16 protein-coding genes and 3 rRNA genes are annotated in these 24,337 nt (G+C 63.5%); 12 read left to right on the forward strand and 7 right to left on the reverse strand.

The window, feature by feature from the left end; all coding sequences use genetic code 11:
* The first annotated feature begins 212 nt into the window (after positions 1–212).
* The 6 genes from R5O87_RS07600 to R5O87_RS07625 all read left to right on the forward strand — a co-directional run bounded on the left by R5O87_RS07600 (position 213) and on the right by R5O87_RS07625 (position 7,904).
* Positions 213–1,649, forward strand: a complete 1,437-nt coding sequence (locus R5O87_RS07600; protein ID WP_410558513.1) for a flotillin family protein — start codon at positions 213–215, stop codon at positions 1,647–1,649.
* A 31-nt stretch (positions 1,650–1,680) separates the two neighbouring features.
* The gene (locus R5O87_RS07605) at positions 1,681–1,926 is read left to right on the forward strand and encodes a hypothetical protein (RefSeq protein ID WP_410558515.1); all 246 of its coding nucleotides are present in this window, start codon (positions 1,681–1,683) and stop codon (positions 1,924–1,926) included.
* A gap of 81 nt (positions 1,927–2,007) precedes the next feature.
* Entirely contained in the window at positions 2,008–3,249 is a 1,242-nt protein-coding gene (locus R5O87_RS07610; protein ID WP_410558511.1) for a glycosyltransferase family 4 protein, read from the forward strand.
* Complete coding sequence (locus tag R5O87_RS07615) at positions 3,246–4,628, forward strand: UDP-glucose dehydrogenase family protein (protein ID WP_410558510.1); 1,383 nt, start codon at positions 3,246–3,248, stop codon at positions 4,626–4,628. Before R5O87_RS07610 ends, R5O87_RS07615 begins: the two co-directional genes overlap by 4 nt.
* Positions 4,629–4,763: 135 nt before the next feature.
* Entirely contained in the window at positions 4,764–6,911 is a 2,148-nt protein-coding gene (locus R5O87_RS07620; protein WP_410558509.1) for a putative bifunctional diguanylate cyclase/phosphodiesterase, read from the forward strand.
* 249 nt (positions 6,912–7,160) lie between these two features.
* Positions 7,161–7,904, forward strand: coding sequence for a hypothetical protein (locus R5O87_RS07625; protein ID WP_462836409.1), 744 nt, complete (start codon positions 7,161–7,163; stop codon positions 7,902–7,904).
* 42 nt (positions 7,905–7,946) lie between these two features.
* On the opposite strand, the gene R5O87_RS07630 is transcribed toward R5O87_RS07625, so the two are convergent.
* The 5 genes from R5O87_RS07630 to R5O87_RS07650 form a co-directional block, all read right to left on the reverse strand.
* Positions 7,947–8,783, reverse strand: a complete 837-nt coding sequence (locus R5O87_RS07630) for an SDR family NAD(P)-dependent oxidoreductase (RefSeq protein ID WP_410558507.1) — start codon at positions 8,781–8,783, stop codon at positions 7,947–7,949.
* A 125-nt stretch (positions 8,784–8,908) separates the two neighbouring features.
* A complete protein-coding gene (locus R5O87_RS07635) occupies positions 8,909–10,405 on the reverse strand; it encodes a CBM96 family carbohydrate-binding protein (RefSeq protein WP_410558506.1) in 1,497 nt (498 codons plus the stop codon).
* Between the two features lie 279 nt (positions 10,406–10,684).
* Positions 10,685–10,801: ribosomal RNA gene (gene rrf, locus R5O87_RS07640) — 5S ribosomal RNA — on the reverse strand.
* A 161-nt stretch (positions 10,802–10,962) separates the two neighbouring features.
* Positions 10,963–14,088, reverse strand: a 23S ribosomal RNA gene (locus tag R5O87_RS07645).
* A 525-nt stretch (positions 14,089–14,613) separates the two neighbouring features.
* Positions 14,614–16,136 (reverse strand): 16S ribosomal RNA (locus tag R5O87_RS07650).
* Together the 16S, 23S and 5S rRNA genes form the textbook arrangement of a ribosomal RNA operon.
* A 638-nt stretch (positions 16,137–16,774) precedes the next feature.
* Here R5O87_RS07650 and R5O87_RS07655 point away from each other — a divergent pair.
* The 3 genes from R5O87_RS07655 to R5O87_RS07665 all read left to right on the forward strand — a co-directional run bounded on the left by R5O87_RS07655 (position 16,775) and on the right by R5O87_RS07665 (position 21,128).
* Entirely contained in the window at positions 16,775–17,032 is a 258-nt protein-coding gene (locus R5O87_RS07655) for a hypothetical protein (RefSeq protein ID WP_410558454.1), read from the forward strand.
* Positions 17,033–17,174: 142 nt separating this feature from the next.
* Positions 17,175–18,575 carry a GAF domain-containing serine/threonine-protein kinase gene (locus R5O87_RS07660; RefSeq protein ID WP_410558453.1) on the forward strand — a complete coding sequence of 467 codons (1,401 nt, stop codon included), beginning with the start codon at positions 17,175–17,177 and terminating at the stop codon, positions 18,573–18,575.
* 204 nt (positions 18,576–18,779) lie between these two features.
* Positions 18,780–21,128 carry a multicopper oxidase domain-containing protein gene (locus tag R5O87_RS07665; RefSeq protein ID WP_410558452.1) on the forward strand — a complete coding sequence of 783 codons (2,349 nt, stop codon included), beginning with the start codon at positions 18,780–18,782 and terminating at the stop codon, positions 21,126–21,128.
* 215 nt (positions 21,129–21,343) lie between these two features.
* On the opposite strand, the gene R5O87_RS07670 is transcribed toward R5O87_RS07665, so the two are convergent.
* On the reverse strand, positions 21,344–22,552 hold the full coding sequence (locus tag R5O87_RS07670) for an exonuclease domain-containing protein (protein WP_410558451.1): 1,209 nt from the start codon (positions 22,550–22,552) through the stop codon (positions 21,344–21,346).
* Between the two features lie 239 nt (positions 22,553–22,791).
* Here R5O87_RS07670 and R5O87_RS07675 point away from each other — a divergent pair, with 239 nt between their 5' ends.
* Positions 22,792–23,088 carry a hypothetical protein gene (locus tag R5O87_RS07675; protein ID WP_410558450.1) on the forward strand — a complete coding sequence of 99 codons (297 nt, stop codon included), beginning with the start codon at positions 22,792–22,794 and terminating at the stop codon, positions 23,086–23,088.
* 46 nt (positions 23,089–23,134) lie between these two features.
* A complete protein-coding gene (locus R5O87_RS07680; protein WP_410558449.1) occupies positions 23,135–23,398 on the forward strand; it encodes a hypothetical protein in 264 nt (87 codons plus the stop codon).
* Between the two features lie 148 nt (positions 23,399–23,546).
* Here the strand turns inward: R5O87_RS07680 and R5O87_RS07685 are convergent, their stop codons facing one another.
* Positions 23,547–23,813 (reverse strand): hypothetical protein, encoded by a 267-nt coding sequence (locus R5O87_RS07685; protein ID WP_410558448.1) that lies wholly within the window; start codon positions 23,811–23,813, stop codon positions 23,547–23,549.
* 146 nt (positions 23,814–23,959) lie between these two features.
* Here R5O87_RS07685 and R5O87_RS07690 point away from each other — a divergent pair, with 146 nt between their 5' ends.
* The gene (locus tag R5O87_RS07690) at positions 23,960–24,316 is read left to right on the forward strand and encodes a GYD domain-containing protein (RefSeq protein ID WP_410558447.1); all 357 of its coding nucleotides are present in this window, start codon (positions 23,960–23,962) and stop codon (positions 24,314–24,316) included.
* The last annotated feature ends 21 nt before the right edge of the window (positions 24,317–24,337 follow it).

The following is a 24,337-nucleotide window of genomic DNA, read 5'->3' on the forward strand; positions in this document are numbered from 1 at the left end:
CACCACCGACGCTACAGCCGGCGCCGGCAACCGGCCAGAGCCTGGACCCAGCTCGGACGGCTTTGAGAGCCCGCTATCTTAAGCGGACGGAATTGCTGGACTAAGCCCCGGCGCACCACCACACTGTCTATTACAGCTGGCAATCCGGCGCCTTGAGGGATTTCCGGCACCGCAGTTCCCGTGCTTTCCGATTGCACTGAGAGGACACCGCCATGGAGAACCTGGCAGCCATCCTGCCCCTGATTGTCATTGTTGTCTCGGTGCTGCTGGGCATTCTGGTTATCTGGCTGGCCGTCAAGCTGATGTGGAAGGTGGCCGAACCGAACGAGTCCCTCATCATCTCCGGTTTGACGCGGGGCACGCTGGAAAGCACCGACGGGATGGACTTCAAGATCGTCACCGGCAAGGGCGCACTCGTGGTTCCCGGCCTGCAGACCGTCCGGACGCTGTCCCTCACGCTGAACGAGACGGAACTGAAGGTCTCCTGCGTTACGTCCCAGGGCATCCAGGTTGTGGTGGAAGGCGTCGTCATTTACAAGATCGGGGATGCGCCCGCCTTTATCGCCAATGCCGCCCGAAGGTTTCTTGGGCAGCAGCCGAAAATGGAAAGCCAGGTGTACAACGTCTTCGAGGGCCACCTGCGTTCCATTATCGGCAGCATGACCGTGGAGGAAATTATCCGCGAGCGCGACAAGCTGGCGTCGCAGGTGCGCGGCGCGAGCGGCGTGGAGATGGAGAAGCTCGGCCTGGTGGTTGATTCGCTGCAGATCAAGGACCTCCAGGACCCCACCGGCTATATCCAGAACATCGCCAAACCGCACATCGCCCAGGTCAAGATGGAAGCCCGCATCGCCGAGGCCACCCGGAACCGCGAGGCCGCGGAGCGGGAAGCCGAGGCCGCCGCTCAGATCGCCGATGCGCAGAGCGTCTCCGCCATCAAGCAGTCCGCGGCACAGGCCAATGCGGAAAGAGCGAGGGCCAATGCGGCGCAGGCGGGCCCGCTGGCCGATGCCACCGCCCGCCAGCAGGTGGTGGTCCAGGAAACCGAGGTGGCCAAGCTCGAGGCAGACCGCGAGGAACAGAAGCTGCAGACCACCATCCGCAAGCCCGCCGACGCCAAGGCCTACGCACAGCGGACCGAGGCGGAGGCCCAGAAGGCAGCCGACATCAGCGCGGCCGAAGCTCGGGCCAAGCGGACGGAACTCGAGGCCCAGGCCAACGCCCGCCGCGTGGAGGTGGAGGCGCAGGCCAATGCCAGCGCGGCGGCAGCGATTGCCGGAGCCACCCGGGTGACGGGCGAGGCCGAGGCGGCAGCCACGAAGGCGCGCGGCGATGCCGCGGCCTCCGCCATCAAGGCGAAGGCGCTGGCCGAGGCGGAGGGCATCAAGGCCCGCGGCGAGGCACTGGAAAGCAACCAGGACGCCGTTATTTCGCAGCAGCTGGCGGAGAACATGCCGTCCATCGTGGCGGCGGCCGCCGAACCGTTTGGGCACGTGGACCAGCTGACCGTCCTCAACGGCGCCGACGGCCTCAACAGCATGGTGGGCGGGATCATCACCCAGGCCGGCTCGTTCCTGCCCCGCCTGTCCACTGCTCTCAAAAACGGGCAGAACCATGCCAAGCAGCCGCCGAAGCAGCCCAGCGCCTAGGCCCGGAAGCCCAGGAAAGCCGAGGGACATGGTGCACAGGAACGTTGACCGGAGCCTGACGGGAAAGATCGGCAGGGTGAGCGGCCAGGTTGGCCCGGGAACAGTCGGCGAGGTTATGCTCGCCTACCGCGGCGGCACCAGCGCCTTCCATGCCTACCCGTTCGACAAGGTCAGTGTCTTCACGGTGGGTGACGAAGTGCTGGTCATCTACTTCGAACCGCCGCAGACCGTCTTCGTGGACGAACTGCCGGACGTCCTCCGACATGGGGAACTGTAGCCCCCGCCTGTTAACCCAACCTTCCCTTTCCGGTTACGCCTGCTCCCCCGCACTGTTAGACGGCGGGAACACCGTTGAGGGGTGAGGATCGCTATCGTTGCCGAATCATTCCTGCCGCTGATGAACGGAGTTACGCACTCCATTCTGCGAGTGCTTGAGCATCTGCAGGAGCGGGGCGATGAGGTGCTGGTGATTGCGCCGTCGACGTCGGACGCTGATGTTCTGGACGTTGTGCACGGCGCGTTTGTGCACCGGCTGCCCTCCGTGCCGCTGGCGGGTTACACGAACGTGCGCGTGGCGCTGGGAGGTGTGTACCGGGTCAAGAGAATCCTTGCCGACTACGCACCGGACGTGGTCCACCTGGCGTCGCCGTTCGTGCTCGGCTGGCGGGCGGCGCAGGCCGCGCATCAGCTGGGGATCCCCACGGTGGCCATCTACCAGACCGAGGTTCCCAGCTACGCCGCCCGGTACGGGGTGCCGTTCCTGGAGAACTGGGCCTGGAACCGGGTGGAAAACATTCATCTCCTGGCGTCCCGGACGCTGGTGCCGTCCACTTTCGCGCTGAACCAGTTGCGCGGCCGCGGGATTCTGCGGGTGGGCATGTGGCGGCGCGGTGTGGATACCGCGCGTTTTGCACCGGAAAAGTGCGACGACGCGTGGCGGGCATCCGTGGCGCCGGGCGGTGAGCGGATCATTGGCTACGTCGGCCGGCTGGCCGTAGAGAAGCAGGTGGAGGACCTCGCCGTGCTGGCAGACGTTCCCGGCACCCGCCTGGTGATTGTGGGTGACGGGCCGCAGCGGGCAGCGCTGGAGGAGGCCCTGCCCAATGCCGTGTTCACCGGGTTCCTCGGCGGCGAGGAGCTGGCCAGGGCCGTGGCGTCCTTCGATCTGTTTGTCCACCCCGGCGAATTTGAGACCTTCTGCCAGACCATCCAGGAGGCCATGGCATCCGGCGTTCCGGTGGTGGCCACCGGCCGCGGCGGGCCCCTGGACCTGGTGGAGAATTCCCGCACCGGCTGGCTCTACGAGCCCGGTGACCTGGCCGGCCTGCGGCGGCATGTGATGGACCTGATGGGCGACGACGCCAAGCGCCGCGCGTTCGCCGCGGCGGCTTACGCCTCGGTCCAGGGCCGGACGTGGCCTGCCCTGTCCGCTGAGCTGGTGCGCCATTACAAGGACGTCATTGCCGGCACCCCGCTCTGCACCGACGCCCTAACCTCGCAAGCTCGGCCAGGGAACCCTGTCGGCGTGGGCCCAACATCAACCGGGGAACCTCGGGTTGAGCCCGTAGAAACCAAAACCACGCAAGGAGCCACCCTGTGAAGATTTCCGTGATCGGCTGCGGCTACCTTGGTGCCGTGCATGCGGCCACCCTCGCGTCGATGGGCCACACCGTAGTGGGGATCGACGTCGACCCCGCACGCGCCGAGCAGCTGGCCAGCGGCCGGGCCCCCTTCTTCGAACCCGGCCTGGACGAGCTCCTGCGCGACGGCCGCGCCACCGGGCGCCTCAGCTTCTCCACGGACTTCGCTGACGCTGCCGGGGCTCAGATGCATTTCCTGTGTGTGGGGACGCCGCAGTCCAAGACGTCTGACGGCGCCGACCTCAGTTACCTCGTCTCCGCCACCAAAAGTCTCCTTCCGCACCTGGGCCGGGGTGCCGCCGTCGTCGGCAAATCCACGGTGCCCGTGGGCACCGTGGACAAGCTGGGACGCATGCTTTCGGCGCGGCCGGACGTGCTGCTGGGCTGGAACCCGGAGTTCCTGCGGCAGGGCACGGCGGTGAAGGACACGCTCGTGCCGGACCGGCTGGTGTACGGGGTGCCCGGCGGCAAGGAGGTTGCATTCGGACGCCGCAGCGACGGCACACGGGGAGCTGCCCGCGGCGTGACCGCCGTGCTGGACGCGGTGTATGAGCCGCTGCTGCGCGCCGGCATCCCGCGGCTCGTGTGCAACTTCGCGACGGCGGAACTGATCAAATCGGCGTCGAACGCCTACCTGGCGACGAAGGTCAGCTTCATCAACGCGATGTCAGAGCTGTGCGACGCTGCCGGGGCCGACGTCACCGAGCTGAGCGAGGCGATGGGAATGGATCCGCGCATCGGCAACCGGTATTTGCACGCCGGGCTGGGTTTTGGCGGCGGCTGCCTGCCCAAGGACATCCGCAGCTTCCGGGCCCAGGCGCAGGCGCTGGAGGTGCGGTCCGTCGATGACTGGATGGGCGTGGTGGACGCCATCAACCTCGGTCAGCGCGCCCGGACCGCGGAGGTGGCCCGGGAACTCTGCGGCGGCTCGATCGCCGGCCGGACCGTGACCGTGCTGGGCGCGGCGTTCAAGCCGGACACGGACGACATCCGCGACTCCCCCGCCCTCGACGTCGCGGTCCGGCTGGCCTCGGCAGGGGCGCACGTCACGGTGACGGATCCCAAGGCCATCAACAACTCGTGGATGCGCTACCCGCAGCTGCGGTTCGAGGCCTCCGCCACCCGTGCGCTGGAGGACGCCGAGCTGGTGCTGCTGCTGACCGAATGGGCCGAGTACCGTGCACTGTCGCCGGCCGCCGTCGGGCAGCTGGTACGACGCCGGGCGGTGCTGGACGCACGGAACGTGCTGGACGCCGCGGCGTGGCAGGCCGAAGGCTGGACCGTCCGCGGCCTCGGCACCCAGGCGGCGCCGGCGGTGGAGCGCATCCCCGCTCGTTGAGCCTTCGGTCTCGACAAGCTCGATCAGCGGCGTCCGAAACCAAGGACCTTGATCTCCGCAAGCTCGATCAGCGGTACGATCTTGCTGAGGGGGTGGACGCTCAATGAGTTTCTCGCGGTCTCACGCAACGGTCGCATGACGGCGGCTTTCCCGCGCCCTGAGGCGGATCCGGCAGACGCCTACTCTGCCCTGTTCGACGCGCTGCCGGACGCGGTCCTGGTAATCGGCGGCGACGGCGTTATCACGCAGGTGAATTCCGCAGCGGAACATCTCTTCGGCTACGCCAGGCAACGGCTAGTCGGCGAAGATCACCGGATGCTCCTCGCCGAAGGCTACCGCAGCGGCTTCGACCGGCTCTTCGCCAGCCTGCGCAGCGAGACCGGTGACAGTGCCGACGTCCAGACACCTTTCGAGTCCTACGGCCTGCGCAGCGACGGCACCGAGTTCCACGGCGAGGTGGCCTGCTCCCTGTTGGAGGCCGAGGGCGGCCCATCGATGGTCGCATCTGTCCGGCCCACGTTTCACCGGCAGGAGGCCGACGCCGAACTGCGGGAAGCGATGTCGCTGCTCAGCGCCACCCTGGAGTCCACGGCCGACGGCATCCTCGTGGTGGGCATCGACGGCAAGATCGCCGGCATCAACGAGCAGTTCACCAAGATGTGGGGTATCCCCCGGGAACTGATGGCCACGGGCGATGACGCCGCTGTGATGGATTACGTGCTTGGCCTGCTCTCGCACCCGGAAAGCTTCGTGGACAAGGTCAATGAGCTGTACGCGCACCCCACCGCGGAAAGCCACGACACCCTGGAGTTCCTCGACGGCCGCACCTTCGAACGGTACTCACGGCCGCAGCGGGTGGGCAGCGTGGTGGTGGGCAGGGTCTGGAGCTTCCGGGACGTGACACCGCGGCGCCGCGCCCAGGAACAGGCCCGGCAGGCAATGGCGGACCTCGCCGAGCAGGCCGCGCAGCTCAAGGCCATGGCGTTCCAGGACCCGCTGACGGGGCTGGCGAACCGCAAGCTGTTCCATGACCAGCTGTCCGAAGCGCTGCACGGCAGCTACAGTGCCGCCGTCGACGTCCTGCTCCTGGACCTTGACGACTTCAAGGAGGTCAACGACATCCTTGGCCACGCTGCCGGGGACCAGATGCTGGTGGAGGTGGCCCGCCGGCTGCGGGCGTGCGTGCGGCCCGACGACACGGTGGCCCGGCTGGGCGGCGACGAGTTTGTCGTGCTCCTGACCGGGTCCACGGATGCCGAGTCCGTCGCGGAGCGGATCGTGCAGTCACTCAACGTTCCCGTGCGGATCGAAGGTTCCATGCTGCGGCCCAGCCTGAGCCTGGGGATCGCCTCGCTCAGCGAGGACGCGGTGGCCGCGTCGGAGCTGCTGCGCCGCGCCGACGTGGCGATGTATGCGGCCAAAGCCGCCGGCAAGAACCGGTTCATGCGGTTCAAGCCGGAGATGATGACGGCCCTGGTGCAGCGGACGGACATGGAGGCGGGCCTGCGGCTTGCCGTCGACAACGGCGAGATCAGCGTGAGCTACCAGCCGGTCGTCTCGCCGCGGCTGGGTGAGGTGATCCAGTTCGAGGCGCTGGCACGGTGGGAGCGCGACGGCAGGAATGTCCCGCCGTCGCAGTTCATTCCGACGGCGGAGCGCAGCGGGCTGATCTCCGCCGTCGGTCTGCAGATGATGAAGGAAAGTTTCATCCAGCTGGGCCCCTGGCTCTCCGGCAGCGCCGAGCGCTCCCTCGCGGTGAACGTGTCCGGCGTGCAGCTGCGGGACTGCGACTTCGCCGACAGTGTGCTGGGCATGGCCGAGCAGCACGGTATGGATCCCCGGCAGCTGGTGCTGGAGGTGACGGAGAGCGTGTTTTTCGATGCCGACGACCACGTGATCAGCCAGCTCGCGAGCCTGCGCAGCGCCGGTGTGCGGGTTGCGCTCGATGATTTCGGGACCGGCTACTCGTCGCTGGGCCGGCTTCAGGACCTCCCGGTGGACGCGGTGAAGATCGACCAGTCCTTTGTCTCCATGGTCCGTACCGGGGCGGAGAAGCTGCCGATCCTCAGCTCCATGATCAACATGGCTCACAGCCTGGGGCTCAGTGTCACCGCGGAGGGCATCGAAACCGCCGCGCAGGCGGCCTTCCTGACCGACCTTCAGTGTGACGCCCTGCAGGGGTACCTGTTCTCGGTGCCCGAATCCGAGGGCGGCCTCGAGCAGGCCATCACTCGGTCAGCCGCCGCGCTCGAGGCGCTCGAGGGCCTTCGCCTGCGCCGCTGACCCGCCCGAAACGCTCTCTCAGCTCCCGCAGCGTTTCGACCCACGCTCTCTCACTTTCCGCAGTGTTTCGACCCACGCTCTCTCACTTTCGGCGGCGTTTCGACCCACGCTCTCTCACTTTCGGCGGGCCAAAACCCCACCCTTCCTCGGGGCCCTTGCTGGGGGGACCTCACGCGGACACCTCAAGGTTTCGTCAATCAGGTGAAGAGATGGTTAGGCAGAGACCTGCTGTCGAAACTAGGGGGAATAATGAACACGAACCAGCCGCAGGTGTGCCGGGGGCTTGCAGCACTAAGTCTTCTCTTGCTGGCACTCACAGCATGCGGAAACAGCCAGGCAACCAGCAGCAGTGTGATTGCGACCGACAACGCCACTGCGTCAGCGGACGCCACTCATTCACCCAGCGCAATTGCGTCGACGCCTTGCGGCACGGAGGAACAGCAGACGTCCCAGGATGCCGGCACCTTCATCTGTACTAAGGATGCCGCAGGCCGCCTGGTGTGGCTCGAGGCCTCTGAGTCCAAGGCGATATCGGACAAGCGTGCTGCCCATGTCGCCGCCAAGGCGGCAGCGGATAAAGCTGCCGCCGACAAGGCAGCCGCGGAAAAAGCGGCAGCGAAGGCAGCAGCGGAGAAGGCCGCGAAACTCGCGGCTAAGCAGGCTGCCGCCAAGAAGGCCGCGGAAGCGGCGGCAGCTGCTCAGGCAGCGCAGCGTGCGGCAGAAGCCAAAGCAGCCCAGGACGCCGCTGCAGCTCAAGCTGCAGCGGATCAGGCGGCCCAGCAGGCCCTCGTTGCACCGGCCGCACCGCCTGCCGCCGCTCCCTCCAACTGCGACCCGAACTACTCCGGCGCCTGCGTGCCGATCGCGTCGGATGTTGACTGTGCGGGCGGAAGCGGGAACGGTCCTGCCTATGTACAGGGACCTGTGACTGTCACGGGGTCGGACATTTACGGTCTGGACAGAGACCACGACGGCGTAGCTTGCGAAGGCTGAACCTCGCCCCTGTGGGCGCGGCGTTCCGCAGGCGTTGTCGGGTTACGGCTTCTCGACAGGTTCGCCTGCCCTCACGAGCTCCAGGCTGCGGTCCCAGAATTTCCGCGCCAGCTCGGCGTCGTACGCCTGACTGTTGGCCTTTGCCAGCGCACGCTTGATGTAAAACGCTCCGGGCACCCAGTCCCGTCCGGGTGTGGAAGTGGCAAGCCACACGAGCGTGTCGGCGCCCTGCTCGGACGACAGCAGGAACCGGCTCAGCACCGACTTGTAGGCGTGGCGGAACCAGCTCGTGGACTCCGCCGCGAAGTTGGTGGCCACGACGCCGGGGTGAAAGGCAGCCGCCGCGATGCCGTCCTTCCCGTAACGGTTCTGCAGTTCCGCGGTGAACAGGATGTTCGCCAGCTTCGCGGTGCCGTAGGCGCGGTTTGTCGAGTAGTTCCGCTCTGAATTGAGGTCCGCCAGGTCCAGCCGGCCGAAGCCGTTGGCGGCGCTGGAGGTATTGATGATGGTGGCATGGTTTGCTGTGAGAACATCCAGCAGCTCAGTAGTGAGCAGGAACGGCGCCAGGTGATTGACCTGGAACGTCCTCTCGTGGCCGTCAACGGTGAGCTCGTGGCCGCGCATGATCCCTCCGGCGTTGTTCACCAGGACGTCGATCCGCGGGTACTTTTCCCGCAGCACCGCGGCCAAAGCGCGCACCTGCGCCAGCTCCGCGAAGTCGCAGGCAAAGTAATCAGCTCCCAGTTCCGCGGCTATCGCCGCGGTCTTCTCGGGCGAACGTCCGACGACGACGATCCGCTCGCCTGCCTTACCCAGGTTCCGTGCGGCTGCTGCACCAATGCCGTCGCTGGCTCCGGTGATGACGATTGTACGGGGCATGGGTGTCCTTCGAGAGTTGAGTATCAGGGCCGCCAAACGGTATTCCTCCCCCACACACAAACGGCGCCGGGCCGGGTAATGTTCCCCGGCCCGGCGACGTCGGCGTTGCCTTTGCAGAGCCCGGTTTAAAAGTTCAAGGCCGGCCGCAGGCTGACCGCATTGCCTGCGTTCAGCAGCATAGGTGCAATGCCCAGCATCTCCTCGGTGGACCGGAGAAGCGAGTAATGGCTGTAAGACCCCTGCACCGTAGTTCCCGGAATGACGGAGGGAGCGACAATGAAGTTGGGTATAGGGGTGTCTTCGTCGAACACCACCGCTATGGCAGTCCTACCGGCTTTATATGTCGGGCTATTCAGGATCGACGGGAGCCAGCCGGCCAGCCACGTATCACCCGTGGCAATGCTGCAGTCATGCATGTCGTTGCAAACGTTCGGCGTAATGAGGGAAAAGTTCGGCAGCGTGTTGTTGGCCAAGTCGCGCTGAAGGTTCCCGGACGTCGGAGTACCCAGTGGGACGTTGTTGACTGCACAAGCGGCCCGGTCCCCCGTGCCCTGATAGTACGCCTCGGGATTGTGCCTGACCACGTACTGGCCCGAGCCTCCAAGCTGGCAGTTCGACCCCATGGATTCCTGGTAGCTCTTGTAGGTCAGCCCCCGGGTCCTCACCTGCCGGAAAATATTGTCTGCTGTAATCGGCGGGAGGTTGCTGGGGTTCGAATCCGTGGTCACTCCTTGGGTGCTGCCGGAGGTCAAAGCCAGATAGCTGGGAAGCGAAGGCAGCCCGAGGCCCGCATCACTCCACGTGGTCACTGAACCGCACTGCCTCGCCAGCTGGGTCATGTAGGGCGCGTTGGGACTGCCAATGACCTGCGAGTAGGTCTTGTTCTCGAAAATGAACCAGATCACGTGGTCATACGTGGATGGCGGAGTTGCCGTGGTGCCGCAGGGGTTCGCCCCGGGAGGTGGTGTTGTCGGCGGGGGCGGAGGCGGCGGAGGGGTCGTTCCGTTCGTCGTCAGGACCAGCTGCGGCCGGTGCGTGGTGTCGGCCACTTCCTTCGACGCGTAGATGACACCGTCGGAGGACGTGTTGTCTATGCGGAAGGAATAGGTGCCGTCGCCCTTAACGACGCTAAAGACGTCAACGTCGACAAACGTGTTGATGGTGGCAGTGCCGACCGAGGCGATCACGGTGGAGTCGGCCGCCGGCGCGTTGGACCAGGTGATGGTGTTTTCGGCCCAGGTCGTGTTCTGCACCCGCCGGAATTGGCCGCCGAGGTTGGACGGATCAGAAATGAAGAGCCGCAGCTTGGCGCCGGTTACCGTGCTCACGGTGCCAGCGACCGTAAATTTGAGGAACGACATCTCGACCGGGGAGTTATCTGCCTTCAAACCGATCGCGGTGCCGTAATTTGTGTTGGGCGTGTCCTTTTTGACCACCGCGTCTGCGGAAGGACCGATCGTGACGGTGGCTGCCTGCGCAGTCCCGCCAATGAATGAAATAGCAGAGACAAACAAAATGGTCGTGACCGCCGCTGCTAACCACTTGGCCGGCGAAACTCCGCGCCTGTGGCGCGTCCTTCCGGGTCTTTTCCGGCCAGGTACGATGTCTGATCTGGAACGCATCAGGGACTCCTTTGTCCGACGAGCGCATCACCGTTGATGCGTTCGCCCAACGTAGCCCGATGCCGTTGAGAAATAGTGGGAAATTCTGGATTTACCCTGTGAAAACCTTAGTTCTGCTCCGGAAGATCACCATTAGTATCCCCATGATTTCCGGTGAGAATAGGCAACGGAAGGGCCACCGAAATCGCGGTGCCAGCTCCCCTCCCACGATGGTCAGCTTAAATGCGGGAGAGCCCCGACCGTGTGGTTGGGGCTCTCGACCGTTTTTTCCTAATGGTTGTCCGGCGGTGACCTACTCTCCCACACCCTCCCGGGTGCAGTACCATCGGCGCTGTGGGTCTTAGCTTCCGGGTTCGGAATGGGACCGGGCGTTTCCCCCACGCTATGACCGCCGTAACCCTTGCTCCCGGCACCGTGGGGCGATGGGCCCTGGTGTGGGAAATCTGTGGTGTTACAACTGTGGTGTTGTATTCAGTTATCTTGGTTCCCGTGAAACCCGTGGGCGGGTTTGTTGGTTGGGAACCACATAGTGGACGCAAGCATGCATTGATTCTTGTGTGGTGTAAGTTGTTGGCCTATTAGTACCGGTCAGCTTCACGAGTCGTTAGTCCTCGCTTCCACATCCGGCCTATCAACCCAGTGGTCTGGCTGGGGGCCTCTCACACACAAGGTGTATGGAAATCTCATCTCGAAGCGAGCTTCCCGCTTAGATGCTTTCAGCGGTTATCCCATCCGAACGTAGCTAATCAGCGGTGCACTTGGCAGTACAACTGACACACCAGAGGTTCGTCCGTCCCGGTCCTCTCGTACTAAGGACAGCCCTTCTCAAATTTCCTGCGCGCGCAGCGGATAGGGACCGAACTGTCTCACGACGTTCTAAACCCAGCTCGCGTACCGCTTTAATGGGCGAACAGCCCAACCCTTGGGACCTACTCCAGCCCCAGGATGCGACGAGCCGACATCGAGGTGCCAAACCATGCCGTCGATATGGACTCTTGGGCAAGATCAGCCTGTTATCCCCGAGGTACCTTTTATCCGTTGAGCGACGGCCATTCCACAATGTACCGCCGGATCACTAGTCCCGACTTTCGTCCCTGCTCGAGATGTCTCTCTCACAGTCAAGCTCCCTTGTGCACTTACACTCGACACCTGATTGCCAACCAGGCTGAGGGAACCTTTGGGCGCCTCCGTTACTTTTTAGGAGGCAACCGCCCCAGTTAAACTACCCATCAGGCACTGTCCCTGACCCGGATTACGGGCCGAAGTTAGATGTCCAAAGTGACCAGAGTGGTATTTCAACGATGACTCCACCCGAACTGGCGTCCGGGCTTCAACGTCTCCCACCTATCCTACACAAGCCACTCCGAACACCAATACCAAACTATAGTAAAGGTCTCGGGGTCTTTCCGTCCTGCTGCGCGTAACGAGCATCTTTACTCGTACTGCAATTTCGCCGAGTTTATGGTTGAGACAGCGGGGAAGTCGTTACTCCATTCGTGCAGGTCGGAACTTACCCGACAAGGAATTTCGCTACCTTAGGATGGTTATAGTTACCACCGCCGTTTACTGGGGCTTGAAATTCTCAGCTTCGCCGTGAGGCTAACCGGTCCTCTTAACCTTCCAGCACCGGGCAGGAGTCAGTCCGTATACATCGTCTTGCGACTTCGCACGGACCTGTGTTTTTAGTAAACAGTCGCTTCCCCCTGGTCTCTGCGGCCCCGATCCCCTCCCACCAGCAAGTGGTGTTCAAGGTTGGGGCCCCCCTTCTCCCGAAGTTACGGGGGCATTTTGCCGAGTTCCTAACCATAATTCTCTCGATCGCCTTAGTATTCTCTACCTGATCACCTGTGTCGGTTTGGGGTACGGGCGGCTAAAACCTCGCGCCGATGCTTTTCTAGGCAGCATAGGATCACCGAATCCCCCCTTTACGGGAGTCCCGTCAGATCTCAGGCACATGAACAGCGGATTTGCCTACCGTTCGCCCTACATCCTTGGACCGGGACAACCATCGCCCGGCTCGGCTACCTTCCTGCGTCACACCTGTTAATACGCTTGCCTCCCAGGATCAGGTCCCGCGCTCCACCAAAACCCTTCACCCACAAGGGGCGTCGGGCAGGTTTCGGGCGGTTAGTATCCCCTGTTCAACATGGGCGGTTTTTCGCCGGTACGGGAATATCAACCCGTTGTCCATCGACTACGCCTGTCGGCCTCGCCTTAGGTCCCGACTTACCCAGGGCAGATTAGCTTGACCCTGGAACCCTTGATCATCCGGCGGACGGGTTTCTCACCCGTCTTTCGCTACTCATGCCTGCATTCTCACTCGTGTAGGCTCCACCGCTGGTTTACACCGCGACTTCACCGCCCACACGACGCTCCCCTACCCATCCACACTCCTGAACCACAAAGGCTTGGAAAATATGTGAATGCCACAACTTCGGCGGTGTACTTGAGCCCCGCTACATTGTCGGCGCGGAATCACTTGACCAGTGAGCTATTACGCACTCTTTTAAGGATGGCTGCTTCTAAGCCAACCTCCTGGTTGTCTTCGCAACTCCACATCCTTTCCCACTTAGCACACGCTTAGGGGCCTTAGTTGGTGGTCTGGGCTGTTTCCCTCTCGACTATGAAGCTTATCCCCCACAGTCTCACTGCTGCGCTCTCACTTACCGGCATTCGGAGTTTGGCTGACGTCAGTAACCTTGTAGGGCCCATTAGCCATCCAGTAGCTCTACCTCCGGAAAGAAACACGCAACGCTGCACCTAAATGCATTTCGGGGAGAACCAGCTATCACGAAGTTTGATTGGCCTTTCACCCCTACCCACAGCTCATCCCCTCCATTTTCAACTGAAGTGGGTTCGGTCCTCCACGACGTCTTACCGTCGCTTCAACCTGGCCATGGGTAGATCACTTCGCTTCGGGTCTAGATCACGCCACTGCAACGCCCTGTTCAGACTCGCTTTCGCTACGGCTTCCCCACACGGGTTAACCTCGCGACGTAACACTAACTCGCAGGCTCATTCTTCAAAAGGCACGCCGTCACAACTACAAGGCTGCTCCGACGGATTGTAAGCACACGGTTTCAGGTACTGTTTCACTCCCCTCCCGGGTACTTTTCACCTTTCCCTCACGGTACTGGTCCGCTATCGGTCATTAGGGAGTATTTAGGCTTATCAGGTGGTCCTGACAGATTCACACGGGATTTCTCGGGCCCCGTGCTACTTGGGATACTCATCAAAGGCGGCGCACAGCATTACGGTTACGGGGCTCACACCCTCTACGGCCGGCCTTTCAAGACCGTTCACCTATACCAGCACTCACACCTCCCCGGTCCGGCAGAACCAGGACAACAAGTCCCACAACCCCGCCCATGCAACGCCCGCCGGCTATCACACATGGAAACGGTTTAGCCTGATCCGCGTTCGCTCGCCACTACTAACGGAATCACTGTTGTTTTCTCTTCCTGCGGGTACTGAGATGTTTCACTTCCCCGCGTTCCCTCCACGCACCCTATGTGTTCAGATGCGGGTCACCAGATCACTCGCGCGTCTGGCGAGGTTTCCCCATTCGGACACCCTGGGATCACAGTCCGGTTATCGACTCCCCCAGGCTTATCGCAGATTCCTACGTCCTTCTTCGGCTCCTAATGCCAAGGCATCCACCGTGTGCTCTTAAAAACTTGACCACAAAAGATCAAAAACATTTTCTCGAGAGAACCACAGAAACCAACCACACCAACAACACCCCAAAGGGCACCACCAGCGCAGCCAGATCCAGGTTCAAATATCTTGGAAATTGCTTCTTATAAAAGATGCTCGCGTCCACTATGTAGTTCTCAAACAACAACCCCGTACCACACACCCCACACACCCCGCGCCAACAGCGCAGACAACCGTGTGATCGGTGCAGCCAGGAAACCAGAAACAAACGTCCCGGAAAAGAGTTACCCTCCCCGGTCCTGTTGCCTCAGGACCCAACAGTGTGCCAAACACTAAACCACGCAACCCCCGCCCCCGCCGTTCCAGGACAGACCCCCCAAAGGGAACCCGACCGTACTGAACCAGGACAAAAACCACGCAGCCGCTATCCGTTGATATTCCACCCATGAGCACCCGCCACAAAACATCCGTTTGTGCTGCGGGCCTTTACTCCTGACAACACCCACCCCCGGCACATACGTCCGGGAAACAGTGTTGTAGGTGCTCCTTAGAAAGGAGGTGATCCAGCCGCACCTTCCGGTACGGCTACCTTGTTACGACTTAGTCCCAATCGCCAGTCCCACCTTCGACGGCTCCCTCCCACAAGGGGTTAGGCCACCGGCTTCGGGTGTTACCAACTTTCGTGACTTGACGGGCGGTGTGTACAAGGCCCGGGAACGTATTCACCGCAGCGTTGCTGATCTGCGATTACTAGCGACTCCGACTTCATGGGGTCGAGTTGCAGACCCCAATCCGAACTGAGACCGGCTTTTTGGGATTAGCTCCACCTCACAGTATCGCAACCCTTTGTACCGGCCATTGTAGCATGCGTGAAGCCCAAGACATAAGGGGCATGATGATTTGACGTCGTCCCCACCTTCCTCCGAGTTGACCCCGGCAGTCTCCCATGAGTCCCCACCACTACGTGCTGGCAACATGGAACGAGGGTTGCGCTCGTTGCGGGACTTAACCCAACATCTCACGACACGAGCTGACGACAACCATGCACCACCTGTGAGCCGGCCCAAAAGGAGAAACCACATTTCTGCGGCGGTCCGGTCCATGTCAAGCCTTGGTAAGGTTCTTCGCGTTGCATCGAATTAATCCGCATGCTCCGCCGCTTGTGCGGGCCCCCGTCAATTCCTTTGAGTTTTAGCCTTGCGGCCGTACTCCCCAGGCGGGGCACTTAACGCGTTAGCTACGGCGCGGAAAACGTGGAATGTCCCCCACACCTAGTGCCCAACGTTTACGGCATGGACTACCAGGGTATCTAATCCTGTTCGCTCCCCATGCTTTCGCTCCTCAGCGTCAGTTAATGCCCAGAGACCTGCCTTCGCCATCGGTGTTCCTCCTGATATCTGCGCATTTCACCGCTACACCAGGAATTCCAGTCTCCCCTACATCACTCTAGTCTGCCCGTACCCACCGCAGATCCGGAGTTGAGCCCCGGACTTTCACGGCAGACGCGACAAACCGCCTACGAGCTCTTTACGCCCAATAATTCCGGATAACGCTTGCGCCCTACGTATTACCGCGGCTGCTGGCACGTAGTTAGCCGGCGCTCTTCTGCAGGTACCGTCACTTTCGCTTCTTCCCTACTGAAAGAGGTTTACAACCCGAAGGCCGTCATCCCTCACGCGGCGTCGCTGCATCAGGCTTCCGCCCGATTGTGCAGATTCCCCACTGCTGCCTCCCGTAGGAGTCTGGGCCGCGTCTCAGTCCCAGTGTGGCCGGTCACCCTCTCAGGCCGGCTACCCGTCGTCGCCTTGGTGAGCCATTACCTCACCAACAAGCTGATAGGCCGCGAGTCCATCCAAAACCACAAAAGCTTTCCACCCCCACCATGCGATGAGGAGTCATATCCGGTATTAGACCCAGTTTCCCAGGCTTATCCCAGAGTCAAGGGCAGGTTACTCACGTGTTACTCACCCGTTCGCCACTAATCCCCGGCGCAAGCACCGGATCATCGTTCGACTTGCATGTGTTAAGCACGCCGCCAGCGTTCATCCTGAGCCAGGATCAAACTCTCCGTTGAAAACAAACAGACACAACCAGGCCCCACGGAAATAACGCGGAACCAGGCTGCACAAAATTTGAAACCAGCCAAAAACACCAGACCACACCACGGGGGTGACATGGCCCGGCAATTCAACCAATTCATAAAAAAATCGGTATCAACAAACTTGGCACACTATTGAGTTCTCAAACAACAGACACACCCGGCACCACCCAAACCAAACATTCAGGATCGCTCCGGAGCAACTTTTCAAACTTACCCGATCCGGCGAAGCTTTGCAAATCAGCGTTACCGCGGATTTCCGCTTGCAGGAAGGTCCCCAACCCGTCCACAGCACACCGCTAAGCGCACCATTTTCCAGGCCATTTGAAAGGGGGTCGGTCGCTATCTTTCCGCTTCAGCGGCGGCGACTCGAAGAACATTACACGGCCCCGAACCCAACCGCAAATCGGCCTCGGATGGCGCCAGCGGGTCACCGCACGTACTCATGGGTAGGTCCTACCCGGGGCATAGGTCTGCGCGTTACCCGCTCAACTAGACAGAACAGTCTGTCTCGCATAAATTTCAGGTAGATCGACGGCCGCTTTGGGCGGAGATCCGTTTATCGCTGAAGCAGAAACGGCGGATCAATGTACATGTCCGTAGAGGAGCCCAAAATGGACGCCACCAAGTTTGAACAATTCATCGCCGAGGCGCTGACCACGGAACGGGAAACCGACACAGTTCTCGGCCCGGACGAGCTTTACGGCCTCTACACCAGCTGGTGCCTGATTCACAAGTTGCTACCGGCGGCCCCCGGCTCCCTCTTTGCAGCACTCAGGGAGCGCGGCATCGATCCGGAGAACTGCGAGCTGGCCATGACCGGCCCGGCAGCCGCCGACTACATCCTGGCGAGCGCCCCCAGCCTTATCTAGGCCGGACCACAGAAAGAGCCGATGCAAATCGGCTCTTTCCGTGTACCCAAAACCCTGCATTTGACGGAACAACGCCGTCACAACGCTTCAACGCACACATATCGCCGGCCTCTGGGGTCCGGCGGGAAAATAAAGGTACCCAATGGCCGTACAACCCGGCATTGCAGAAGGCGCAGTCCTCGGCGGAAGGTACCGGGTGGTGGAACAGATCGGTTCCGGCGCCATGGCGAACGTCTACCGCGCCGTCGACGAATCCCTCGAGCGCGAAGTGGCCCTCAAGGTCATCAACAGAAGCGACGCCGCTCCGCAGCCGGCGCGGGATGATGACGCCGAAGTCAAGGTCCTCGCGGCGCTGAACCACCACAGCCTCATCACGCTGCTTGACGCCGGCGTCGACCGCGAAGAACCAGGACGCACCCGCATTTACCTGGTGATGGAACTCGTGGAAGGCCCGGACCTCAAGCGCCGCCTCGCCGAAGGCCCGCTCACCTCCCGGCACACGGCCGAGATCGGTTATGACGTGGCGGACGCCCTCGCCTATATCCACCAAAGCGGTGTGGTCCACCGGGACGTCAAGCCCGGCAACATCCTGGTCTTTGACTACCAGCACGACGCCGCCCGCATGCACGCAAAGCTCACGGATTTCGGCATCGCCCTGATGGCTGATGCTCCGGACCTGCACGACGGCGGATTCCTTGGCACCGCGGGCTACCTCAGCCCCGAGCAGGCGAAGGCCGAACCCATCGGGCCGCCCAGCGATGTGTACTCCCTGGGCCTGGTGCTGCTCGAGAGCCTGACCGGGCAGCAGGCCTTCCCGGGTGATCCGCTGCAGAGCGCACTCGCGCGCCTCATGGACGATCCCCATATCCCTGACGACGTCGAGCCGGAGTGGCGCCTGCTCCTGGCCGCCATGACGGCACGCAATCCGGAGGACAGGCCGTCGACCACCGAGGTGAGCCAGGCCCTGTATGAGCTGTCCCTGAGCAGCCGCGGAAAGCACAAGGTGGACGCCGCCGTCATTCCGGCCGACGAGGAAGCCCGGATGCAGGCCGTGCACAGCTACGGCATCCTCGACACTCCCCCGGACGGCGCTTTCGACAGGATCACGGCACTGGCCGCCAGGCTCTTCTCCGTGCCGGTGGCCATCGTGTCGATCGTGGATCATGACCGGATCTGGTTCAAGTCCCATCACGGCGTGGACGTGGAGCAGATCAGCAGGGACCCCGGCCTGTGCGCATCAGCGATACTGCAGGACGAGCTGTGGGTAGTGGAGAACGCGCCGGAGGACCCGAGGACCCTGCTCAATCCGCTGGTCGCCGGCGAGTTCGGGCTGAAGTTCTACGCCGGAGCTCCCCTGAAGACCAAAGACGGCTACAACCTGGGTACCCTGTGCATCCTGGACTTCGAGCCGCGCTCCATGACCGCGGAGGACAACGCCAACCTTCGGGACCTGGCCGCTATGGTCATGACCGACCTCGAGCTAAGGCTCGAGGCAGCCGCCGGTCTGCCCGGCACTCCCCCGGGTCCCGCCGTCGTCAGCTAACAGCGCCAGAAGGCGCCGTCCACCAAAGTCCAATAACGACGCCGGAACGCGCGTATGTCAGGACATGCCCCCTTGGGCGGGGGTACCTCAAGTTTTTCCTAGGTTGCTGCCACCACCATGGGTGCTGTCTGTAAGCGCAATTGGGGGCGACATGGACCTGTGTTCGGCATATGTACCCGGTCTCCAATACACAGGAGGTCGGCAATGGCAGTCTTGGACATCCACATCAACGACGGGTTCGTCGCGATGGTGGACGGTTCCCTGGTTTACCACCGGGGCTTCGGGGACCGCCGCACCGCGGTCAACGATCCGAACCCGGCGCTGGCGCTAAGCCCGAGGGTCATCACCGCGAACGGCAGGGTGGTGGCCAGCCGGACGTACCCGGTGGGGGCACCCGTCCCGCCGCGCGGGAGGCCGCAGCCGCTGCGGCCGGACCCGGCGAACCCCCGGCAGTTTCTCGCCCGGCGGGGCTACTGGGCCAGCTACTTCCCGCCCCGGACACTGATCGCCGAGACGGGGAGCACCATCCAGGTCATGGTGCACAACAACCTCGCGCAGCCACACGAGATGCGGTTCCATCGGGCAGGGCCGGGCGGGGCCGACATCGGCTCCGGTCCGGTGGCGCCAGGGAAGTCGAAGCTCCTGCAGTTTCCTGCGCCGCTGCCCGGGACCTATGTGTACACCGATCCGGGCAACCAGCCGGTGGAACGGACGCTGGGCCTGTACGGCGCACTGGTGGTGATCGATCCACGCAACGCGTGGCGGCTAGCGCCCGGGAAAGCGGAGTTCGAACGCCAGTGGCTCTGGCTGTGCCACGACCTGGATTCCAACTGGGCGCGGATCGCCTCGCGGGGGCAGACGGTGGATCCGCTCGCCACCCCGGCGGTGCCGAACTATTTCACGCTCAACGGTTTTGCCGGCATCCAGTCGCTGGCCGTCACCACGGACCCGGCGTTCAACGACCGGCGGCATGAGGACACGCTGCCCTCGGGCCACCCCCGCGAGACTGACGTGCGCAACTTCAGCGCCTCCCCGGGCGCGGGGGCGGTGCGCACCGGGCACCTCATGCGGATGGTCAACGCCGGCATCGTGGACCACCAGCTCCACTACCACGGCAACCATGTCTGGACCGTCCGCGCCAACGGCATTGACTTCCCAAGGTCGCACGGTCGGGTATCGCCGCAGGGCGACGTGCAGCTCCAGCAGTGGGAGGACACCATCCAGCTGCAGCCGCTGGAACGGAAGGAGGCGGTGATCCCGGTCAGGCGGCCGCCGGAGGTGGTGGACCAGGTATGGAACGCGCGGACCGAGGACTGGACCTACCCGATGCACTGCCATGCGGAGCCGTCGCAGACGGCGCGCGGCGGGCTGTACCCGGGCGGGCTGGTGGCTGACTGGGTGCTGGCCGCCCAGCCTGTCCCCGAGCAGGGCACGCCGCCCACGGCTGAGGACTCACACCACACGTTCCGGAGCCAGGTGGAGTTCTCGTCGGACCAGCCCCACGAAGGCAGTCCGGAAACCGAGTTCGCGCTGAAACCGGACGTCTCATTGGAGATGGACTTCTTCAACCGGAAGTTCGATTTCCCTGACGGTTCCGAGCATGAGATGTGGAGCTTCGAGGCCAACGATTCCGGCCGGCAATTCCCCGGGAGCACGGTGCGGATGCGGGAGGGCCAGCTGTTCCACGCAACCATCAAACCCAGCAAGAGAGTCCACACGATCCACTGGCACGGCATCGAACCGGACCCGCGGAACGACGGCGTGGGCCACACATCGTTCGAGGTCACGGGTCATTACACGTACCAGTGGAGGCCGGACCTTGCCGAACGGGGCAACCCCAACCGCGGCTCGGCGGGAACCTACTTCTACCACTGCCATGTGAACACCCCGCTGCACGTCCAGATGGGCATGTTCGGTGCCATCGTCATCGATCCTCCGCCCAATCCGGCCATGCCCGCCCCGGCCGGGACGCGCCGTCATACGTTTGAGGGTCCGCTGTATGACATCGCCACCGAAACCCTGATCGCGCCGTACTCCATCGATCCACGGTGGCACGACATGAACCACGCCGCGGGGCTGAACGGTGAGGATGCGGGGCTGAACCGCTTCGACCCCAGGCATTTTTTCCTCCTGGGCGGCAACATCCCCGGCCGGCCCAAGGGTGACGACAGGGTCTGGGCGGTCTCCCAGATGCGGGCCAACGTGGTCCGGAACGGCAAGCATCCGACGCTCGTGCGGTACGTCAACGTGGACTACTTCCCCACCCTGACCACCATCACGGACGCCGCGGGCAGGCCGGCACGGATCGCCGAACTGATCGCCCACGACGGCCGGGCGTTCTGGACGACGCCCAGCCCCACCGGCCCGGCAGTGCAGCCCTCGATCGCCGGCCAGCCGCTCCTGACCAACATCATCAAGTCCGGCGCCGCGGAGAAGTTCGACTTCCTGCTGCATCCGCCCGCTCCCGGAAAGTACACCATCAGCGTCCAGTTCCTGCACTGGATCACGTCGAAGGTCCTCGCCACAAAGACGGTAACGGTCACCGCGGCTTGAGCGGTCCCAACGGACCGCTTGTTAAAGCTCGACGGCGGGAGGGCGCCAGCGTCGCCGCCCACCCGTCGTCGGGGTCACCTTGGGATCCCCGTCCGGGGTCCTGCACCGGCGATGCGAGCCCGCACAGCAGCCCGATGCCGCCTGGTCCTTGGACCGCTTGCGGTGTTTGGGGGCTAGTTGCCGGCGGTCCAGCTGCCCGGGTCAGTCTCCGGCGGTCAGCCACCCGGCAGGAGCCGGCGCCAGCCGCGGGTGATGCATGCCCAGATCGCCGCCATGGTGGCCGCGGCGGCGGCGAGTGTCAGCGCCGCGGTGACTGTCTGCCCGGCGGCGAAGAAACGGATGGTGAATCCGGTGAGGTAGGCGAGCCCGACGGCGGCCGCCACCCCCAGCGTGAACAGGACCAGTCCCGCGGCGGTACTGAAGACGCGCCCTGCGGTGCTCGGCTTGCCGGTGCCCGGTTCGCCCCTGCGCGGTTTGCCGGTGCGCGGTTTGCCGGTGCCCGGCCGGGCGGTCGCGCCCGGCTCGGCCGCGTCCCATTCCGCGCCGTCAGGGTCGGGATCGTCGGCCCCGGTCCGGCTCAGCTGCAGCAGGTCGGCGGCACCGGCTTCGGTAGTACCGCCCGAGACCCAGCCGCCCTCAGCCCTCCCGGGTTCAGCCCGGCCGGCCCCAGCGGTACCGGTGCCGTCGGCGATCGGGTGCGGACCGGCGTCGGGCGTCACTACAGCGAAAGTGGCACCGGGCTCACCAAGTTCGCCCGGCTCACCCTGACCCTCAGGCGTCCCGCCGGGATCCCCGAATCCCGTGCCGGCGGGCGCGTCTGCTTCCGGATCGGCGTCGGTGCGGACGCGCCGGCCGCGGCGGCGCTTGCCGACCGCCGTCGTCGGCTGTTCCCAGACCTCGGCCAGGGTGGTGAACCCGCGCTGGGCGGCGATCGCGAGCACGATCCGTGCGCAGGCCAGGGCGTGGGTCCGCGGCTCGTGCTGCTCAACCGGCGGAAGATCCAGGGCGGTGAGCACGTCGCTGAGGCGGTGCTGCGGCAGGGTCAGGTGGTCCTGGGCGAGGTGCAGTGCGCAGTAGAAGTCCTTGGCCGGCAGGTCCAGGTGCTGATGCTCGGTGGCTTTGCGCATCACGGAGGCGTCATAGGCGGCGTCGAACGCCACGAGCGGGTCCTCGCAGACGAACTGCAGGATCCCTTCGAGGGACATCTCCCAGTCGGCGGCGTTCTGGACGTCCTCTTCTGTGATGCCGTGGAGCTCCACGTTGATGGGGTCAAAGTCGTCGATGCCGGGCGGCGGCTTGATGAGCCACGACGCCGCGTCCACGATGTGCCCGTCCCGGACCTTCACCAGGCCGACGGCGCACACCGAGCCGCGGTGGCTGTTGGCCGTTTCGAAATCGATGGCCGTAAAACTGATTCCTGACATCCGTGCCTCCCCAGGGCATAGCACGGGAGGCCGCAAGCGCCTTTGCTTGTGACCTCCCGCACATGACTTCGCTATTCTTGCAGAAGGGATGCCGGATTACGTCCCTTGGTGAAAATGTGACGTGCGCCATTCAGCCAATGAAAAGACCGTTGACACGCTGCCCGGCCCGGAGTACCACGGCCTTGGGCGGTCCAATTCCGGGCCGCCGCAGGTGATTCCGCAAGCATTAGGAGCACGTTATGCCTGTCGCCGTCGTCCTGGATTTTGCCGGGGCAACACTGGAGCAGTACGACCAAGTCATCGAGAAAATGGGCTTCACCAAGGGCGGTGCCGGCGCGCCGGGCGGCCTGACACACTGGGTGGCCGCCACTGAAAACGGGATCCGCGTGGTGGACACGTGGAAGAGCAGGGAGGCCTTCGAGGCGTTCGCCCGCGAGAAGATCGATCCCATCACCGCCGAAGTGGGCATTACCGATAAGCCCGATGTGACGTTTTACGAGGTTCACAACTACCTGACCGAGGGTCCGGCCGCCTGACCGGCGCGCACCAGTTCAAGATTCAACGCTTCAAAGGAGAAGCATCATGGCCGTTTCACTCGTCCTCCACCGTGTTGCCGATTACGACGCATGGCGCAAGGTCTACGACTCCGTCGCCGGCATGCAGAACGACGGCGGCGTCACCCAGCAGTCGGTCCACCGGATGGCAGATGATCCGAACAATGTCCTGGTTATCCATCACTTCGACAATGTGGAGACCGCAAGGGCGTTCTTCGCCAGCCCGGAACTGAAGGACGCCATGCAGCGCGCCGGCGTCCAGGGCGAACCCCGGATCGAGTTCTTCGAGTAACTCGCTGGTTCTCCAGTATTAGGAAAGCCCGACGGCGGGTGGCCGGCCATGTCAGCCGGCCACCCGCCGTCGTGGTTATGCACGTTCCGCCGGTTGAGCCTGTCGACCGCTGGTTGAGCCCGTCGAAACCTGTTTGCAGGCGGTTCCGTCACCGCCCAGGGTTCGGATCGACCCCCTCGGCGGTTCCCAATCCGCCGTCGTCCGGGCCTGCAACATCTGAGACTTCGATCAGCGGAACGGCCTGGGTTGTGGGCTCGCTATGGTGCGAATGGTCTTTTTGCCGGGCCTCCTGGAGATGCTGTTCCAGCTTCTCCTCTGCGTCGCGGCGGCGCTGGCCAACTGTGCGCATCTGCTGGGTGGTGGGTGCCGCATGCGCGTGCAAGTGCGGCCCGTGATCGGGAAAGAACTCGCTCATAGTGGAATCGTCCCACCTGACAGGCCGGGTGGCTACCTCCCCGGCGGCCGGTGCAAGCCGCCGGTGAATCCACCCGTTACTGGCCGTTCAGCGGCCTGCCATTCTGGGTTCATCCTGCTTCCGACAGCTAACGAAAGGATGCGACGATGCCGCTCTACCTGTCCAAATTCAGCTACACACCGGAGACATGGGCACGGCTGATCAACAACCCTGAAGACCGACGAAAGGCCGCGAAGGCCTACATCGAATCCGTCGGCGGGAAGCTCCACGGATTCTGGTACGCCTTCGGCACCCACGATGGTTTCAACCTTTGGGAGGCCCCGGACAATGTCTCCATGGCCGCGGTTGCCCTGGCCATCAGCGGAGGCGGTGCACTGAGCTCATTCGAAACTACGGTGCTCCTGACAGTCGAGGAATCGATGGAATCCATGCGGCAGGCCGCCCAGATCAAGTACCAGTCTCCAGGCGCTGCGCAGCAGCAGCCCGAGGTCACTGTCGACTGAGCCTCCCCCGCTGGTTGAGCC

This window comes from Arthrobacter globiformis (genome assembly GCF_046536215.2).
GTDB lineage: Bacteria > Actinomycetota > Actinomycetes > Actinomycetales > Micrococcaceae > Arthrobacter > Arthrobacter globiformis_E.

Coding starts and splice junctions, on each gene's coding strand:
- R5O87_RS07625 (WP_462836409.1), top strand. CDS start 7,161: ATGAACACGAACCAGCCGCAGGTGTGCCGGGGGCTTGCAGCACTAAGT.
- R5O87_RS07635 (WP_410558506.1), bottom strand. CDS start 10,405: ATGCGTTCCAGATCAGACATCGTACCTGGCCGGAAAAGACCCGGAAGG.
- R5O87_RS07620 (WP_410558509.1), top strand. CDS start 4,764: ATGACGGCGGCTTTCCCGCGCCCTGAGGCGGATCCGGCAGACGCCTAC.
- R5O87_RS07660 (WP_410558453.1), top strand. CDS start 17,175: ATGGCCGTACAACCCGGCATTGCAGAAGGCGCAGTCCTCGGCGGAAGG.
- R5O87_RS07675 (WP_410558450.1), top strand. CDS start 22,792: ATGCCTGTCGCCGTCGTCCTGGATTTTGCCGGGGCAACACTGGAGCAG.
- R5O87_RS07680 (WP_410558449.1), top strand. CDS start 23,135: ATGGCCGTTTCACTCGTCCTCCACCGTGTTGCCGATTACGACGCATGG.
- R5O87_RS07670 (WP_410558451.1), bottom strand. CDS start 22,552: ATGTCAGGAATCAGTTTTACGGCCATCGATTTCGAAACGGCCAACAGC.
- R5O87_RS07665 (WP_410558452.1), top strand. CDS start 18,780: ATGGCAGTCTTGGACATCCACATCAACGACGGGTTCGTCGCGATGGTG.
- R5O87_RS07690 (WP_410558447.1), top strand. CDS start 23,960: ATGCCGCTCTACCTGTCCAAATTCAGCTACACACCGGAGACATGGGCA.
- R5O87_RS07655 (WP_410558454.1), top strand. CDS start 16,775: ATGGACGCCACCAAGTTTGAACAATTCATCGCCGAGGCGCTGACCACG.
- R5O87_RS07630 (WP_410558507.1), bottom strand. CDS start 8,783: ATGCCCCGTACAATCGTCATCACCGGAGCCAGCGACGGCATTGGTGCA.
- R5O87_RS07600 (WP_410558513.1), top strand. CDS start 213: ATGGAGAACCTGGCAGCCATCCTGCCCCTGATTGTCATTGTTGTCTCG.
- R5O87_RS07685 (WP_410558448.1), bottom strand. CDS start 23,813: ATGAGCGAGTTCTTTCCCGATCACGGGCCGCACTTGCACGCGCATGCG.